Source organism: Phytobacter sp. SCO41 (assembly GCF_003073275.1).
GTDB lineage: Bacteria > Pseudomonadota > Gammaproteobacteria > Enterobacterales > Enterobacteriaceae > Phytobacter > Phytobacter diazotrophicus.
Genome location: NZ_CP027225.1, coordinates 4740850 through 4758410, shown reverse-complemented (window position 1 = coordinate 4758410; position 17561 = coordinate 4740850). Strand labels below are relative to the sequence as shown.

Here is a 17561-nt window from a genome sequence, read left to right as displayed (position 1 = left end):
TCTTCGCAGCGCTAGTTAATCCTGCCCGTTTTCGAGCCAGGTCAGAGAAGACTGTGCCTGTGCACGGCATAGAATGACGGGTATGATAAAGCAAATTTTAGCCGACGGCATGACGATTTGGGGAGTATATGCAGTATTGGGGAAAAGTGGTTGGTGTGGTTTTCGCTCTGATCATGGGCGGAGGCTTTTGGGGCGCGGTTCTCGGGCTGTTAATCGGCCATATGTTTGATAAGGCTCGCAGCCGAAAAATGGCGTGGTTTGCCAATCAACGGGAACGTCAGACGCTCTTTTTTGCCACCACCTTCGAGGTGATGGGCCATTTAACAAAGTCCAAAGGTCGCGTGACGCAGGCCGATATTCAGGTTGCCAGTCTGTTTATGGACCGGATGAACCTGCACGGTGACTCACGCGCGGCGGCGCAGCAGGCGTTTCGCGTAGGCAAAGCGGATAACTACCCATTACGTGAAAAAATGCGTCAGTTTCGCAGTGTTTGCTTCGGACGCTTTGATTTAATCAGAATGTTCCTGGAAATCCAGATTCAGGCGGCATTCGCTGATGGCTCGCTGCATCCTAATGAGCGCGAAGTGCTGTACGTCATTGCCGAAGAACTGGGGATCTCTCGTGGTCAGTTCGATCAGTTTTTACGTATGATGCAGGGTGGGGCGCAGTTTGGCGGTGGCTATCAGCAGCAAGCGGGCGGCGGCTGGCAGCAGCAGGCGCAACGCGGCCCTACGCTTGAAGATGCCTGCAATGTGCTGGGTGTGAAGCCAACGGATGATGCCACCACCATTAAGCGCGCCTACCGTAAGCTGATGGGCGAACATCATCCGGATAAGTTGGTGGCGAAAGGGCTGCCGCCGGAGATGATGGAGATGGCGAAGCAGAAAGCGCAGGAGATTCAGAAGGCTTATGAGCTCATTAAAGAGCAGAAAGGGTTTAAGTAAGTTGCGGGCTAGCTTACTTGCCATATTATCCCCGGGCTGTGCTCGCAATCCTCACGTACTTTGAGTCCGCTCCGGTTGCTGTGCGCAGGCCGTGAATAATCTGCCTGCGCCGCTGACGCCCGCCGTCGATGGCCTGGTAACCCCGGGGAGTCGGCGTAAAACGCCTCGCCCGGGCTACCTGCTGGTTTTGACGGTAACCCGGATAAGGCGCAGCCGCCATCCGGGACCGTAAGCCGCGTTAAGTCAAAAATCCACCGGCGCCCTGAACGTCATGCTGTTGCCATACGCCGGGTGGGTTATCGTCAACGTTTCCGCATGCAGCAACAGGCGTGGCGCCAGAGCAAGAGCCTCTGGCGTCGCGTAAAACCTGTCGCCCAGAATCGGATGCCCCAACGCCAGCATATGCACACGCAATTGGTGCGAGCGACCGGTAATCGGCTTAAGCCGCACGCGCGTGGTATTGTCGGCGGCGAATTCCAGCACTTCATACCCGGTCTGCGCGGGTTTACCGGTCTCGTAGCAGACTTTCTGCTTCGGACGATTCGGCCAGTCGCAAATCAGAGGCAGATCGACAAGCCCCTCTTCGTGCTCCAGGTGTCCCCAAACGCGCGCCACATACTGCTTTTTCGGTTCGCGCTCGCGGAACTGGCGCTTGAGCTCGCGCTCCGCCGCTTTGGTCAGAGCCACCACAATCACGCCGCTGGTCGCCATGTCCAGACGATGCACGGATTCCGCCTGCGGGAAATCGCGCTGAATGCGCGTCATCACGCTGTCTTTATGCTCTTCAAGACGCCCTGGCACAGACAACAGGCCGCTCGGCTTGTTGACCACCATAATGTGCTCATCCTGATAGAGGATGGTCAGCCAGGGATCCTGAGGCGGATTGTAGGACTCCATTACCATAGCCTGCTCCGTTACTGATGCGTCACAACGATAAGACGCAGCGCGTCAAGACGCCAGCCTGCCTGAGAAAGGCTTTCCAGCACCTGCAGGCGGTTGCTCTCAATAGCGCTCAGCTCGTCATCACGAATATTCGGGTTAACGGCTTTGAGGGCTTCGAGGCGCGACAGCTCCGCTGACAGTTTTTCATCCGCTTCTCGCTTCGCGGCGTCGATCAATGCCTGCGCGGCTTTTTCGACCTGCGCTTCACCTTTTTGCAGAATGGTGTGTACATCCTGCTGTACGGCGTTCACCAGCTTACTGCCGGTGTGGCGGTTAACCGCGCTGAGCTGACGGTTGAAACTCTCGAACTCGACTTGTGTCGCAAGGTTAGTGCCGTTTTTATCCACCAGCAGACGAATCGGCGTCGGCGGCAGGAAGCGGTTAAGCTGCAGTTGTTTCGGCGCCTGTGCCTCAACGACATAAATCAGTTCCAGCAGCAGTGTACCGACAGGCAGCGCCTTATTTTTCAACAATGAAATGGTGCTGCTACCGGTATCGCCAGAGAGGATCAGATCCAGCCCGTTGCGAATCAGCGGATGTTCCCAGGTAATAAACTGCGCATCTTCGCGGGACAGTGCCACCTCACGCTCAAAGGTGATGGTGCAGCCATCTTCCGGCAGGCCCGGAAAATCCGGTACCAGCATATGGTCGGATGGCGTCAGCACAATCATGTTCTCGCCGCGATCGTCCTGGTTGATACCGACGATATCGAATAGGTTCATGGCGAAATTGATAAGCCCGGTATCATCGTCCTGCTCTTCAATGCTTTCTGCCAGAGCCAGCGCTTTTTCACCGCCGTTGGAGTGAATTTCCAGCAGACGGTCCCGACCTTGCTCAAGCTGCGCTTTCAGCGCGTCATGCTGCTCGCGGCAGGCCTTGATAAGGTCATCAAAACCGTCGGTATTTTCCGGCGATGCAAGGTAATTAATCAGATCGGTGTGGACCTTGTCGTAAATCGTCCGCCCTGTCGGGCAGGTGTGTTCGAACGCGTCCAGACCTTCGTGGTACCAACGCACCAGCACGGATTGCGCCGTTTTTTCCAGATAAGGCACGTGAATCTGAATATCATGCGCCTGGCCGATACGATCCAGACGACCGATACGCTGTTCGAGCAGATCCGGGTTGAACGGCAGATCGAACATCACCAGATGGCTGGCAAACTGGAAGTTACGTCCTTCGGAACCGATTTCAGAGCACAGCAATACCTGCGCGCCGCTGTCTTCTTCGCTAAACCAGGCCGCCGCGCGGTCACGTTCTACTATCGACATGCCTTCATGGAACACTGCGGCACGGATACCTTCACGCTCGCGCAAGACCTGCTCCAGTTGCAGCGCGGTGGCCGCTTTGGCGCAGATCACCAGAACCTTCTGTGAACGATGGCTGGTCAGATAGCCCATCAGCCATTCGACGCGCGGATCGAAGTTCCACCAGGTACCGCTGTCGCCTTCGAATTCCTGATAGATCTGTTCCGGGTAGAGCATATCGCGGGCGCGGTCTTCAGCACTTTTACGCGCGCCCATGATGCCGGAGACTTTAATTGCCGTCTGATACTGGGTCGGTAGCGGCAGCTTGATGGTGTGCAGTTCGCGTTTCGGGAAGCCTTTCACGCCGTTACGGGTGTTACGGAACAGTACGCGGCTGGTGCCGTGGCGGTCCATTAGCATCGAAATCAGCTCCTGACGCGCTGCCTCAGCGTCGTCACGGTCACTGTTGGCGGCCTGCAGCAGCGGCTCGATGTCCTGTTCGCCAATCAGGTCGCTAAGCGTATTGAGCTCGGTATCATTCAGGCGTTTGCCTGCCAGTAACAAGGCAACCGCATCAGCAACCGGGCGATAGTTCTGTTGTTCATCAACGAACTGAGCGAAATCGTGGAAACGGTTTGGATCCAACAAGCGCAGGCGCGCAAAGTGGCTCTCAAGGCCGAGTTGCTCCGGTGTCGCGGTAAGCAGCAAAATGCCCGGCACGCGCTCAGCAAGCTGTTCAATGGCCTGGTATTCACGGCTTGGAGCCTCTTCGCTCCACACCAGGTGATGAGCTTCATCCACCACCATTAAATCCCATTCGGCGTCACACAGGTGCTCCAGGCGCTGTTTATTACGGCGCACGAAGTCCAGTGAGCAAATCACCAGTTGTTCCGTTTCAAATGGGTTGTCGGCATCGTGCTGCGCTTCGGCATAGCGTTCGTCATCAAACAGCGCAAAGCGCAGGTTGAAGCGACGCAGCATTTCGACCAGCCACTGGTGCTGCAGCGTTTCCGGCACGATGATCAGCACACGTTCCGCGGCGCCGGACAACAACTGCTGGTGGAGGATCATCCCGGCTTCAATGGTTTTACCTAAGCCAACTTCGTCCGCCAGCAGCACACGTGGCGCATGGCGACGGCCAACATCGTGGGCGATATGCAACTGATGAGGGATCAGGCTGGTACGCTGGCCGCGCAGCCCGCTCCACGGCATACGGTACTGTTCACTTTGATATTTACGCGCGCGATAACGCAGCGCGAAACGGTCCATACGGTCGATTTGCCCGGCGAACAGGCGGTCTTGCGGTTTGCTAAAGACCAGTTTGCTGTCGAGAAAGACCTCGCGCAGCATGACGTTGGTTTCCTGCGTATCCAGGCGCGTACCGGTATAGGCGAGCAGGCCGTTTTCTTCTTTTACGTCTTCAACAGTCAGCTGCCAGCCTTCGTGGCTGGTTACCGTATCGCCAGGATTAAACATGACGCGTGTAACGGGGGAATCGCTGCGTGCATACAGACGATTTTCTCCCGTCGCGGGAAAAAGCAGAGTAACGGTTCGCGCATCCATCGCTACGACTGTACCCAGTCCGAGTTCGCTTTCCGTGTCGCTTATCCAGCGTTGACCAAGTGTAAAGGGCATAAATTGAACTCTATATCTCAAATTGCAGGCAATAGTTCGTCACCGCCTGAGAATCAGGCGGACGGCTAAGTTTGGGGCCAGGAATAGAAAGGGCGCTATGGTACTGGATGGCAATGCTTTCGTCACTCTCGTTATGCCCGTTGTTTTGCAAGTCACCGCGTTGTTGGCACGTTGATCACCTTGTTCGCTTTACACCGAAAACCAGCTCAACAATGGCCGTGAAGCAACCCGCAATCCAGAGGCTCGAAGGCTGGCCCTCTGTTACTGCGCCAGCCGGATACGAAGTCAAAACAGTCCCAGTTGCCCTGTCAGTAGTGTAGCAAAATCATCGTCGGTGAAGGGCAGTATTCCATCAGCGACCGGCTGAAGTTGTTTGGTCAGATAGTGGTCGTAATCCAGGGGCGATTGCTGATAATCCACCGGTTCCGGACCCTGTGTCGTCCAGACATATTTGATGGTGCCCCGATTTTGATACTGGGGCGGGCGGCCGCGTTTCAGGTTCTGTTCATCGGCGAGTCGTGCTGCGCGAACATGAGGCGGCACGTTACGCTCGTAATCGGCCAGCGGGCGGCGCAGGCGCTTGCGGTAGACCAGCAGCGCATCCAGTTCACCTGCCATCAGCTTATCGATTGTTTCGCGCACATAATCCTGATAGGGCTCATTGCGAAAGATACGCAAATAAAGTGTCTTTTGAAATTGCTGCGCCAGCGGCGTCCAGTCGGTTCGTACGGTCTCCAGCCCTTTGAACACCATCCGTTGTTCTTCACCTTCTTGTATCAATCCGGCGTAGCGCTTTTTACTTCCCTGTTCTGTGCCGCGAATGGTTGGCATCAAAAAACGGCAAAAGTGGGTTTCGAATTCCAGTTCCAGTGCACTGGTCAAGTGCTCAGCGGACAGATGTGCCTCCCACCAGTTGTTCACATAGGCCACCAGTTCGTGACCAATACGTGCCGCATCGGCCTCGTTATGTGCTTTTTTTAGCCAGACAAAGGTGGAATCCGTATCGCCGTAAATGACGTCATAGCCCTGAGACTCAATCAGCGCTTTGGTCTGCCGCATGATCTCGTGGCCGCGCATGGTGATCGATGAAGCAAGACGCGGATCGAAAAAACGGCAGGCGCTGGTACCCAGCACGCCGTAAAACGCATTCATGATGATCTTAAGCGCCTGCGACAGCGGTTTGTTTCCCACTCGTTTGGCTTCATCGCGGCCATGCCAGATTTGACCGACGATCCCGGGCAGGCAATGGGTCTGCCGGGAAAAGCGTGCGCCCAGAAAACCGCCTGTGCTGTGTTCAGGATCCGGATGCGCCATCCCTTCCACCAGACCGACCGGATCGATCAAGAAGGTGCGGATGATCGAGGGATACAGGCTTTTGTAGTCCAGCACCAGCACGGAATCGTACAGGCCTGGGCGTGAGTCCATCACATAGCCGCCGGGACTGGGCTGCGGTGGCACATCACCAAGGTTTGGCGCGACATACCCCGCGCGGTGCATTCGTGGAAAATAGAGATGGCTAAACGCCGCCACCGAACCGCCATGTCTGTCAATCGCCAGGCCGTTCACCGTAGCGCGTTCCAGCAAGAACGGCATGATGTCCGTTTTGTGGAAGATGCGCGTAACCAGTTCACAATCTTTCAGGTTATAGGTGGCAAGGGCGGGCTTGTTTTCGGCGAAACGGCGATCGATTTCGTCCATGCGATCCCATGGGTTATCGATCGCTTTGCCTTCACCCAGTAACTCTTGCGATACCGTTTCCAGCGAAAAAGAGGAAAAATTCCAGAAAGCGGATTTAAGCGCTTCAATCCCGTCGATAATCACCCTACCAGTTGCCTGGGCGAAGAAGACGCCGTTTTTAAACCCGTGCTCGCGCCATTCGAGCGGTTGATTGCCGCGCCCGAGCAATAAAGGCAGGCGATAACGTTCCGCGCTTTTTTGCAGCACGCGCAGGTCGAACTGCACGACGTTCCAACCGATAATCACGTCGGGATCGTGCTGCGCAAACCAGGCGTTGAGCTTTTCCAAAAGTTGCGGACGACTGGCGACATACTCAAGAGTGAAATCCAGCCCGCTGGCATCACCGTTTTCCGGACCGAGCATATAGACCGTGCGCTGGCCGCTCCCCTCCAGCCCGATACAGTAAAGTTCGCCGTTTCGGGTGGTTTCGATATCCAGCGAGACCCATTTGAGGGGCGGGCGGTAATGCGGATTGGGTTTCAGGCGCGCGTTGGTCAGTTGCTCGCCGCGCGGCTCGCCATCCACCCATACCGGCGCGGTAATAAAGCGCTCCATCAAAAAGCGTTCTGGCGGGCGGATGTCGGCTTCATAAACCGTGACGCCACCGTCGCGCAGCAGTTTTTCATAGCGCATCAACTGGCGGTGCGCCCGACAATATAGCCCGTGAACGGGCTGGCGGTGGAAATCCTTAAGTTGCAGTGGCGTGAGGCGGTACTGGTTTTCTCCGGCGAGTAAACGCTGTGCCTGGCTGACTTGCGCACTGGGGATAAACGCAACCGATTCTTGTGGCGGCAAAAAGACCTGTAGCGGCCCGTTATCCGTCGCCAGCCAGAATTCCACCTCGGTTCCCTGTGGCGTGTCCCGCCAGTGTCGGGTCAGTAAAAAGCCTTCTTGCGCTTGCGTCACACCATTCTCTCATCGCCTCATTATCGGCGAGATTATAGCCTGGTTTGCCCGGAGATACTGATTTTTTGTACAGGTGTGCGGATGCCCGCCCGCCGCTGCACTCAGCCGGGCTGGCGGTCGACTTTTTGTATCGGAATACGCGGGAGATATCGCAGTATGCGATAACCGGTGTAGTAGAACGATTCCCTGAGCAGAAAAGGCAGTTGCGTTTGCCAGGAACGATATCGGCTTGTGGTGGTGGGCGAGGACCAGCTCATAATATCGTTATCGTGTGCGATAAGCCGCATGCGCAGCATATGCAAAGGATCGCTGACCAGCAGCGCTGTCTGCATATTCTGGCGTGTCATGATTATTTTGGCGTTATGGATATTTTCACGGGTAACGGTAGATTGCTCGTCGATAAAAATGACCGACTCAGGGACACCCCGATTTAAGAGATAATTTCGGGCGATGGCGGCATCGGACTCGGTTGCGCCATTACTGAGACCGCCTGTCAGGATCAGCGAGTTCACCTTGCCTTCCTGATATAACCAAATCGCGTGGTCTAATCTGGCGGTAAAAACCGGGCTGGGGGATTTTTTATTGATACCGGCTCCGGCAACAATCGCGCAATCTGCCTTGCGTGTCTGGTCCTGTTGGCTAAAGCGGTAAATCGCGATGGCGTTATAAATGATCACGAACGCCGCCGTGACGAGCCCCAGCAGTATCCATTTTCCTGCTCCCTTTATTTTCACTGGCTTTTCTCCCGCCGGTTGCCGTATCGCATAGCATTGCCAGTTTGCCGTGAAATGGCAACGACATGCTGGATATGAGGCGGAAAATTAGGAAGTTAAAAATGACCGACCCATAGCCAGGCTACGGGTCGGGAGAGGGTAAAACTTACTGCCCGTAATAGGCTTTTGCGCCGTGTTTGCGCAGATAGTGTTTGTCCAGCAGTGTCTGTTGCATAGCCGGGAGCTCTGGCGCGAGCTGACGGCAGAAAATGCCCATATAGGCCACTTCCTCCAGCACAATGGCGTTGTGCACCGCGTCGTCGGCGTTTTTCCCCCAGGCGAACGGCCCATGTGAGTGCACCAGTACGCCGGGCATTTGCGCCGGATCGATACCCTGCTTTCTGAAGGTTTCAACGATCACATTGCCGGTTTCCCACTCGTATTCACCGTTAATTTCGGTATCCGTCATTTTGCGCGTACAGGGAATGGTGCCGTAGAAATAGTCTGCATGGGTTGTTCCGGTCGCCGGAATGGCCTGGCCGGACTGTGCCCAGATGGTAGCGTGGCGCGAATGGGTATGCACAATGCCGCCAATGGTCGGGAACGCCTGATAGAGCAGGCGATGCGTTGGGGTGTCGGAAGAGGGTTTCTTTTTCCCTTCCACTACTTCCCCGGTTTCGAGACTGACCACCACCATATCCCCGGCGGTCATGACGCTGTAATCAACGCCGGACGGTTTAATTATCAGTACGCCACGTTCGCGGTCAACGGCGCTGACATTGCCCCAGGTGAGGGTCACCAGGTTGTGTTTTGGCAGCGCCAGATTGGCTTCCAGCACTTGCTGTTTCAATGCTTCTAACATGCTTTCCTCCAGGAAAAAGCGGCCTGCCGGAGCAGGCCTAATGTTCCCCTGTTAACGTTTGGAGCCGTAATACACTTCGTTCCAGCGCAAAGCGTCTTTAAAGGCAGGCAGGCGGGTTTCGTTATCGATAGTCACAATTTCGATACCGTGTAGCTCAGCGAACTGGCGCATGTCATCAAGGTTCAGGGCGTGGCTGAACACGGTATGGTGCGCGCCGCCCGCCAGAATCCAGGCTTCGGAGGCGGTCTGTAGATCCGGTTGTGCTTTCCACAATGCGTTCGCAACCGGCAGTTTCGGCAGATCGTGCGGCGTTTTAACGGCATCAACGCAGTTCACCAGCAGGCGGAAGCGATCCCCCAGATCGATCAGGCTGGCGTTAATGGCCGGGCCGGTTTTGGTAGAGAAGATCAGGCGTGCCGGATCGGCTTTACCGCCAATGCCGAGGTATTGAACATCCAGGATCGGTTTCTCATCCAGCGCGATAGACGGGCACACTTCCAGCATGTGCGAGCCGAGTGCCAGATCGTTGTTCTCTTCGAAGTGATAGGTGTAGTCCTCCATAAAGGAGGTGCCGCCCTGCAGACCGGTCGACATCACCTTCATGATGCGAAGCAGAGCGGCAGTTTTCCAGTCGCCTTCGCCCGCAAAGCCGTAGCCCTGCTGCATCAGGCGTTGAACCGCCAGGCCCGGAAGCTGTTTCAGGCCGTGTAAATCTTCGAATGTGGTGGTAAAGGCGTGGAAGCCCCCCTGTTCCAGGAAGCGTTTCATACCCAGCTCAATGCGTGCGGCATCAATCACATTCTGACGCTTGTCGCCGTTCACCTGTGCGGCTGCGGTCAGGCGGTAGCTGCTTTCATACTCGTCGACCAGCGCGTTAACATCACCTTCACTGATGCTGTTCACTACTTGAACCAGATCGCCCACACCCCAGGTGTTGACGGAGAAACCGAACTTGATTTGTGCGGCTACTTTATCGCCGTCGGTTACCGCCACTTCACGCATGTTGTCGCCGAAACGGCACACTTTCAGATGACGGGTATCCTGTTTGGACACGGCCTGGCGCATCCAGGCACCAATACGCTGGTGCGCTTTTTTGTCCTGCCAGTGGCCGGTTACCACCGCATGCTGTTGGCGCATGCGTGCACCGATAAAGCCGAACTCACGGCCGCCGTGCGCGGTCTGGTTCAGGTTCATAAAGTCCATGTCGATGCTGTCCCACGGCAGGGCAGCGTTAAACTGAGTGTGGAATTGCAGAAGCGGTTTGTTGAGGATTGTCAGGCCGTTAATCCACATTTTTGCCGGTGAGAAGGTATGCAGCCACACCACCATACCGGCGCATTTGTCGTCATAGTTGGCGTCACGGCAGATATTCGTTATCTCATCCGGCGAGGTGCCGAGCGGTTTAAGAACCAGTTTGCAGGGCAGTTTGGCCTCAGCGTTCAGCGCGTTAACCACTTGCTCGCCATGCTGCGTCACCTGACGCAGGGCTTCGGGTCCGTAAAGGTGTTGGCTGCCAATCACAAACCAAACTTCATAATTATCAAAAATCGTCATTATTGTGTCCTTAGTGAGTGAGCGCTGCCTGCGTTGCTGGCGCAGCTACAGGGAGATAGTGAAGCTCGGCGCTTTTCGCCCATTGCTGGTAGCGGCGGTAGAGTTGTTCAAAGCGTTGAGCCTGCGCAGGTGCGGGTTGCAGCGTGTTTTCGATCTGGCTGGCCATTTGCTGCTGTGCAGCAGGAATATCGGTGTGAACCCCTGCGGCGACGGCGGCAAAAATAGCCGCACCGAGTGCACAGCACTGATCCGAGGCGACAATTTGCAGCGGGCGATTAAGCACATCGCAGCAGGCCTGCATGATGACGCGGTTTTTACGGGCGATACCCCCCAGCGCCATGACGTTGTCCACAGCGATACCTTGCTCGGTGAAACATTCCATAATGGCGCGTGCGCCAAAGGCAGTAGCGGCAATCAGCCCGCCAAAGAGCGCCGGGGCATCGGTTGCAAGATTCAGGTCGGTGATCACCCCTTTCAGGCGCTGGTTCGCGTTCGGCGTACGGCGGCCGTTGAACCAGTCGAGGACAACCGGCAGGTGTTCCAGCGATGGGTTTTGCGCCCAGGCCTCTGTCAGGGCTGGCAGCAGTTGTTTCTGGCTGGCTTTAATTTGCGTCTTCAGTTCAGGATGTTGCAGCGCCAGTTGCTCCAGCGGCCAGCCGAGGATGCGGCCAAACCAGGCGTAGATATCGCCGAACGCCGATTGACCTGCTTCCAGACCAATAAAATCGGGTACCACGCTGCCATCCACCTGACCACAGATGCCTTTCACGGCACGGTCGCCGACGCTCGGCTTATCAGCGATAAGAATGTCGCAAGTCGACGTACCAATGACTTTGACCAGCGTGTTGGGCTGTGCGCCTGCGCCTACTGCCCCCATATGGCAGTCGAACGCGCCACCGGAAATAACCACCGTTTCCGGTAAACCAAGGCGTTGCGCCCATTCCGCCGTCAGCGTGCCAACCGGGATATCGGCGGTATAAGTGTCGGTAAAGAGCGGGCAGGGCAGGTGTTTGTTGAGGATTGGATCCAGTTCATCGAAGAAGCTGGCGGGGGGTAAACCACCCCAGCTTTCATGCCACAGGGATTTATGCCCGGCGCTGCAGCGACCACGGCGGATATCCTGCGGACGGGTAGTGCCGGAGAGCAGGGCAGGCACCCAGTCGCACAGTTCAATCCACGATGCGGCAGCCTGAGCGACGTTGCTGTCGGCGCGGGTCACGTGCAGGATTTTTGCCCAGAACCATTCGCTGGAATAAATCCCGCCGATGTAGCGTGAATAGTCGACTTTACCCGTTGCGTGGCACAGGGCGGTGATCGCTTCGGCTTCTTCGACCGCCGTATGATCTTTCCACAACACAAACATCGCATTGGGGTTGTCTGCAAATTCCGGACGCAGTGCCAGAACCCGGCCTTCTGCGTCGACAGGAGCAGGCGTTGAACCGGTGCTGTCCACGCCAATGCCTTTGACCTGGGCACGCTGTTCAGGCGTCAGTTCTGCCAGCACGCTTTTAAGCGCCATTTCCATCGACTCGATATAGTCCCGGGGATGGTGGCGAAATTGATTATGTGCCGCGTCGCAGTAACGCCCTTCTTGCCAGCGAGGATACCACTCCACGCTGGTGGCGATTTCTGCCCCAGAGGTACAGTCCACCGCCAGTGCGCGAACGGAGTCGCTGCCAAAATCGAGGCCAATTGTGATTGCCATCGTGTTGCTCCATGAAGAATAACCTTATGGAGAAACATAGTGATCGGCGGGAAAAAGCGTCAGGCAGGATTCGCTAATCTTATGGACGAAAATGCTATGGGAGTGCAAAGTGTGACCGTGTGCAAAAATTCTATGTGGACATTTTAATCGCCTTTATAGACACTTTGGTTGACCCTTTTTGTCCCCTTTGCGTCATAAAAATGGCGTAATTGCTTTTATCTGGCGGGGTTAAAAGTGGCGGCGTTTTCCTTGTGCCTGGTCAAAACGCCTGATTAATGAAAAGCGTATCAATATGGACAATTGGTTTCCTTCATGATGCCCGGAGTATCGAGTTTATGGCTGAGTCACAAAATGATCCTCTGTTGCCTGGTTACTCGTTTAACGCCCATCTGGTGGCGGGGTTGACCCCTATCGAGTCCGAGGGCTATCTCGATTTTTTTATCGATCGTCCGCTGGGAATGAAGGGATACATTCTCAATTTCACCATTCGCGGTGAGGGGGTCATTAATAACCACGGGAAACAGTACGTTTGCCGCCCCGGTGACATGATTTTGTTCCCGCCGGGAGAAATTCATCACTATGGCCGCCACCCGGATGCCAAAGAGTGGTATCACCAGTGGGTCTACTTCCGTCCGCGCGCCTACTGGCATGAGTGGCTAAGCTGGCCGACCATTTTCGCGCAGACTGGTTTCTTTCGCCCGGAAGAGCCCTGGCTGGCGCAGTTTAGCGAACTCTTTGGGCAGATTATCGATGCCGGGCAGAGCGGAGGGCGTTACGCAGAATTGCTGGCGATAAATCTGCTCGAACAACTGTTATTGCGCCGTATGGATGCCATCAATGAATCACTGCATCCGCCGCTCGATAACCGCGTTCGCGACGCCTGCCAGTACATCAGCGATCATCTGGCGGACAACCATTTTGATATCGCCAGCGTCGCGCAGCATGTGTGTCTGTCGCCGTCCCGTCTCTCGCACCTGTTCCGTCAGCAATTGGGGGTAAGCGTGCTGAGCTGGCGCGAGGATCAGCGTATCAGTCAGGCGAAGCTGCTGTTGAGCACTACGCGTATGCCAATCGCCAGCGTGGGGCGCAATGTCGGCTTTGAAGATCAGCTCTATTTCTCACGCGTTTTTAAAAAATGTACCGGCGCCAGCCCCAGTGAATTTCGTGCAGGATGTGAATAGAGCGTAAAGATAGGCAAGGAGTGGCCCGGCAACCTGTCATAACCGGCAAAATATTCAGATAATTGAAGCTTGACCCTCAGGGTATGCGCCTGGAGAATTCCAGCTTCATTTTTTGACCGGAAAACATATGCAAGCACTGCTGGAACACTTTGTTACCCAATCTACGGCCTATACGCTGATTGCGATTGCGCTCGTGGCTTTTCTGGAGTCGCTGGCGCTGGTGGGGCTTATCCTACCCGGCACCGTGATGATGGCGGCACTCGGGGCGCTGATTGGCAGCGGTGAAGTGAATTTCTGGCACGCCTGGATGGCAGGGATTGTGGGCTGTCTGCTGGGGGACTGGATCTCATTCTGGCTCGGCTGGCGTTTCAAAAAACCGCTGCACCGCTGGTCATTCATTCGCAAGAACAAAGCGCTGTTGAATAAAACCGAGCATGCGCTGCATCAGCACAGCATGTTCACCATTCTGGTTGGGCGGTTTGTGGGGCCGACGCGTCCGGTTGTGCCGATGGTCGCGGGCATGCTTGATCTGCCGGTCACGAAGTTTATCCCGCCTAACATCCTTGGCTGCCTGCTGTGGCCGCCTTTCTATTTCTTGCCTGGCATCCTGGCGGGAGCGGCGATTGATATCCCGGCGGGGGAGCAGAGCGGTAACTTTAAATGGCTGCTGCTGCTGGCAGCGGTGCTGCTCTGGCTGGCGTTCTGGATGTGCTGGCGCCTGTGGCGTAGTGGTAAAGCCGGACTGGATCGTTTAACGGTATATCTGCCGCGTCGCCGATTGTTCTGGCTGGCGCCGCTGCTGACGGTGGGGGCCGTGTTTGCGGTAACAATTCTGGTTCGCCACCCTTTAATGCCCATCTACCTGTCTATTTTGCAAAAAGTGGTTACCTGATCCCAAGCAGCGAGGAGACAGGCGCGTTGCCGCTGAGCAGTTCGTCTGTTTGCCCGTCCCAGGCGATACGACCATCGGCAATCACCAGCGCGCGCGACGCGATACGGGCGGCATCTTCTACATTGTGCGACACCATCAACAGCGTTAACTGCTGGCGATGACAAACCTCTTTTACCAGTGCAAGCATCTCCTGGCGCAGGGCCGGATCGAGCGCGGAGAAGGGTTCATCCAGCAAGAGCACGGGTTGTTCACGCACCAGACAACGGGCCAGTGCCACACGCTGCCGCTGGCCGCCAGAAAGCTGATCCGGCATGCGGCCAAGCAACGTATCCAGCCCCATAGTGCTGGCAATGGCCTCAAGTTTTGTATTTTGCGCAGAAGACAATTTTAGTCCAGGGTTCAGCCCCAGACCAATATTTTGCCGCACCGTGAGATGGGTAAAGAGGTTGTTCTCCTGAAATAGCATCGACACCGGGCGCCGCGAAGGTGGCGTGCGCGTATGATCGCTATTCTCAATCATAATGACGCCGCTGGCCGGGGAGAGAAAACCGGCGATTAAATTGAGCAGCGTACTTTTCCCGGCCCCACTAGGCCCAAGCACGGCGACCTGTTCGCCCTGTTGGATCGACAGCGTAAAACGCATGGGTAAATGCTGATACAGCCAGGTTACATCAGTCAGTCTTAGCATGGCGGCCCGGAAGTTTTTCGATAAGGGTGAACAGTAAAAAGCACAGTAGCAGCAAAATCAGCGCGGTAACCGCACCATCCTGCGTGCGATAGGCGCCAATTTGCTGATAAAGATAGAAGGGCAACGTACGGAAATCGTCATTGCCAAACAACGCCACAACGCCAAAATCACCAATCGACAACACGCAGGCAAAGGCCAGCGCCTGCGTCAGCGGTGCTCTAAGGGCACGCAGTTCGATGACCTTTAGCCGGTTGAAACCTTCAATCCCCAGAGACTGACAGAGCAGGCTGTAGCGTGCCGTCACATCCCGCATGGGGTTCTCCAGTACTTTCAGGGCATAGGGAATAGCCATCAACGCATTGGTGAAAATCACGATGCCATCGGCGGACGAGGGCAGGCCGATGCTGTTATTGAGCAGCAGGAAAAAGCCGGTCGCCAGCACAATACCAGGCATCGCCAGAATCAGCATGCCGCTCATCTCCAGCGCTTGTCCGGCCAGTTGATGCTGGCGGGCGCGTAGCTCACGGCTGCTCCAGAGCAGCATCATGGTTAACGTCACACACAGCAACCCCGCTCCCAGGGCAATGCGCACAGAGGTCCAGATTGCCTGCCAGAGCACGGGCTGAGCAAGCACATGAAGAAGGCTGAGGTTCAGGCCATCGATAATGACCGCCAGCAGGGGGGGCAACAGAAGAAGAAGCGCCAGTGCGATGAGCGTGTAGTCGGCGATACGGCTGAAAAAGCGATCTTCCGGGTTGCGCCAGCCCAGAATCTGATGGCTGCCCACGGAAATGGCTTTGCTAAGGCGCTGGCTAAGCAGAACCAGCCCCAGGCAGCAGATCATCTGGATTAACGCCAGCAGCGCTGCGCGGCCTGGGTCGAAGTCGTAACTCAACGCCTGATAGATAGCCAGTTCAATCGTCGTTGCTTGCGGGCCGCCGCCCAGCGACAGCACAGTGGCAAAGCTTGCAAAGCAGAGCATGAAAATCAGGGCGGCGACAGGCGGGATCTGGCGGCGTAGCCAGGGCCACTCGACATAGCGGAAGAAAGACCAGCCGCGCATACCCAACTGCGCGGCCAGTTGTCGCTGCTCGCCGGGGATCTGCTCCAGCGTCTGGAGCAGCAGACGGGCCGCCATCGGCAGGTTAAAAAAGACGTGCGCCAGCAGAATGCCGGGCAATCCGTACGGTGAAAATGTCCACTCCAGACCTGCTGCGCGAAACGCCGAGGCAAGCCAGCCCTGGCGGCCATAAACACTCAGAATACCAAATACCCCAACCAGCACCGGGAGGATCAGCGTCATGGCGCACAGACGCAGCAGGGCAAGACGGCCAGGGAAGCGTCGCCGATAGAACGCGCGGGCGAGAAAGATAGCCGGTGCGACGGAGAGCAGCGCCGACAGAAAGGCCTGCCAGAAAGAGAAACGCACCACGTGCCACAGATAACTATCGTGCAGGAGTGCCGCCAGATCGGCCGCGGGCGCGTTTTGCCAGAGCGCGAGAAACGCGGAGAAGGCCACCGCCACCATCAGGGCGGCGGCGGCCAGTCCGGGAACCAGCCAGCCGAAGGTTAGCGGCTGACGGCGCGTTGCCATGCGTTAATCCATTCGCCGCGCTGGGTTGCGACGTCTTGCGGGGTATATTCCAGCGAGGTCTGCGGTTTCACCAATGTGTCGAATGCGGCGGGCAGCGAGACATTGCTGACCGGGTACATCCAGTTGCCGGTCGGGATGGCATTCTGGAATGCCGGAGAGACCATAAATTTCAGGAACTTCTCTGCCAGTTCCGGCTGCTTGCTGGCGGCGGTTCGGGCTGCGACTTCAACTTGCAGATAGTGGCCTTCGGTAAATGCTGCGGCTGCGTAGTTGTCTTTCTTCTCTTCAATAATGTGATAGGCCGGAGAGGTGGTATAGCTCAGCACCAGGTCGCCTTCCCCTTTCAGGAACAGACCGTACGCTTCGCTCCAACCTTTGGTGACCGTCACGGTTTTGGCCGCCAGTTTTTGCCAGGCTTCCGGGGCTTTATCGCCATACACTTTCTGCATCCACAGCAGCAGGCCGAGACCTGGCGTGCTGGTACGCGGATCTTCATAAATCACACGCCATTTCTGCGAGCTTTCTACCAGTTCTTTCAGGCTCTTTGGCGGGTTTTGCAGTTTATTTTTGTCATAAACGAACGCGAACCAGCCATAATCGAAGGGAACGAAAGTGTCGTTTTTCCAGCCGCCAGGCACGGTAACGGCGTCGGGTGAAATACCGCTTTTGGCGAACAGTTTGGTCTGCGTGGCGGCTTCAAGCAAATTGTTATCCAGCCCCAGCACCACGTCCGCTTTGCTGTTTTTACCTTCCATGCGCAGGCGGTTAAGTAGCGATACGCCATCTTCCAGCGCGACAAATTTCAGTTCGCAATTGCAGTCGGCTTCGAAGGCTTTTTTTACCGCAGGCCCCGGTCCCCATTCCGCAGAGAAGGAGTCGTAGGTGTAAACGGTCAGGGTCGGTTTCGCGAAAGCAGGCGCTGCGGCAAGCAGCAGGAATGGCAGAACTTTTTTAAGCACTTTGC

At 56.2% G+C, this 17561-nt stretch carries 13 protein-coding genes; 3 read left to right on the top strand and 10 right to left on the bottom strand.

The genetic code is table 11. The annotated features are described in order from the left end of the window. Positions 1-128 precede the first annotated feature (128 nt). Positions 129-944: a co-chaperone DjlA gene (gene djlA / locus C5523_RS23115; protein ID WP_039078331.1), complete on the top strand. Its 816-nt coding sequence runs from the start codon at positions 129-131 to the stop codon at positions 942-944. Between the two features lie 243 nt (positions 945-1187). On the opposite strand, the gene rluA is transcribed toward djlA, so the two are convergent. The 7 genes from rluA to araB all read right to left on the bottom strand — a co-directional run bounded on the left by rluA (position 1188) and on the right by araB (position 12242). Next, positions 1188-1847, bottom strand: coding sequence for a bifunctional tRNA pseudouridine(32) synthase/23S rRNA pseudouridine(746) synthase RluA (gene rluA, locus C5523_RS23105; RefSeq protein WP_039078332.1), 660 nt, complete (start codon positions 1845-1847; stop codon positions 1188-1190). An 11-nt stretch (positions 1848-1858) separates the two neighbouring features. Beyond that, entirely contained in the window at positions 1859-4765 is a 2907-nt protein-coding gene (gene rapA / locus C5523_RS23100) for an RNA polymerase-associated protein RapA (protein ID WP_071193632.1), read from the bottom strand. Between the two features lie 285 nt (positions 4766-5050). Next, positions 5051-7408, bottom strand: coding sequence for a DNA polymerase II (polB, locus tag C5523_RS23095; protein ID WP_108702046.1), 2358 nt, complete (start codon positions 7406-7408; stop codon positions 5051-5053). Between the two features lie 101 nt (positions 7409-7509). Then, positions 7510-8142: a YdcF family protein gene (locus tag C5523_RS23090; RefSeq protein WP_039078335.1), complete on the bottom strand. Its 633-nt coding sequence runs from the start codon at positions 8140-8142 to the stop codon at positions 7510-7512. A gap of 145 nt (positions 8143-8287) precedes the next feature. After that, the gene (gene araD / locus C5523_RS23085) at positions 8288-8983 is read right to left on the bottom strand and encodes an L-ribulose-5-phosphate 4-epimerase (protein ID WP_039078336.1); all 696 of its coding nucleotides are present in this window, start codon (positions 8981-8983) and stop codon (positions 8288-8290) included. Positions 8984-9034: 51 nt separating this feature from the next. Then, positions 9035-10537: an L-arabinose isomerase gene (gene araA, locus C5523_RS23080; RefSeq protein ID WP_039078337.1), complete on the bottom strand. Its 1503-nt coding sequence runs from the start codon at positions 10535-10537 to the stop codon at positions 9035-9037. Positions 10538-10547: 10 nt separating this feature from the next. Continuing rightward, a complete protein-coding gene (araB, locus tag C5523_RS23075) occupies positions 10548-12242 on the bottom strand; it encodes a ribulokinase (protein ID WP_039078338.1) in 1695 nt (564 codons plus the stop codon). Between the two features lie 335 nt (positions 12243-12577). On the opposite strand from araB, the gene araC reads away from it, so the two are divergent. Next, a complete protein-coding gene (araC, locus tag C5523_RS23070; RefSeq protein WP_039078339.1) occupies positions 12578-13423 on the top strand; it encodes an arabinose operon transcriptional regulator AraC in 846 nt (281 codons plus the stop codon). A 127-nt stretch (positions 13424-13550) separates the two neighbouring features. Then, the gene (locus tag C5523_RS23065) at positions 13551-14315 is read left to right on the top strand and encodes a DedA family protein (protein ID WP_079497263.1); all 765 of its coding nucleotides are present in this window, start codon (positions 13551-13553) and stop codon (positions 14313-14315) included. On the opposite strand, the gene thiQ is transcribed toward C5523_RS23065, so the two are convergent. From thiQ to thiB, 3 genes are read right to left on the bottom strand one after another with little or no spacing between them, the layout of a single operon-like run. Continuing rightward, positions 14308-15003, bottom strand: coding sequence for a thiamine ABC transporter ATP-binding protein ThiQ (thiQ, locus tag C5523_RS23060; RefSeq protein ID WP_039078341.1), 696 nt, complete (start codon positions 15001-15003; stop codon positions 14308-14310). The genes C5523_RS23065 and thiQ overlap by 8 nt on opposite strands. Beyond that, on the bottom strand, positions 14987-16597 hold the full coding sequence (gene thiP, locus C5523_RS23055) for a thiamine/thiamine pyrophosphate ABC transporter permease ThiP (RefSeq protein WP_108702045.1): 1611 nt from the start codon (positions 16595-16597) through the stop codon (positions 14987-14989). The genes thiQ and thiP overlap by 17 nt, the downstream gene beginning before the upstream one ends. After that, positions 16573-17556: a thiamine ABC transporter substrate binding subunit gene (gene thiB / locus C5523_RS23050; RefSeq protein ID WP_039078343.1), complete on the bottom strand. Its 984-nt coding sequence runs from the start codon at positions 17554-17556 to the stop codon at positions 16573-16575. Before thiB ends, thiP begins: the two co-directional genes overlap by 25 nt. Positions 17557-17561 lie beyond the last annotated feature (5 nt).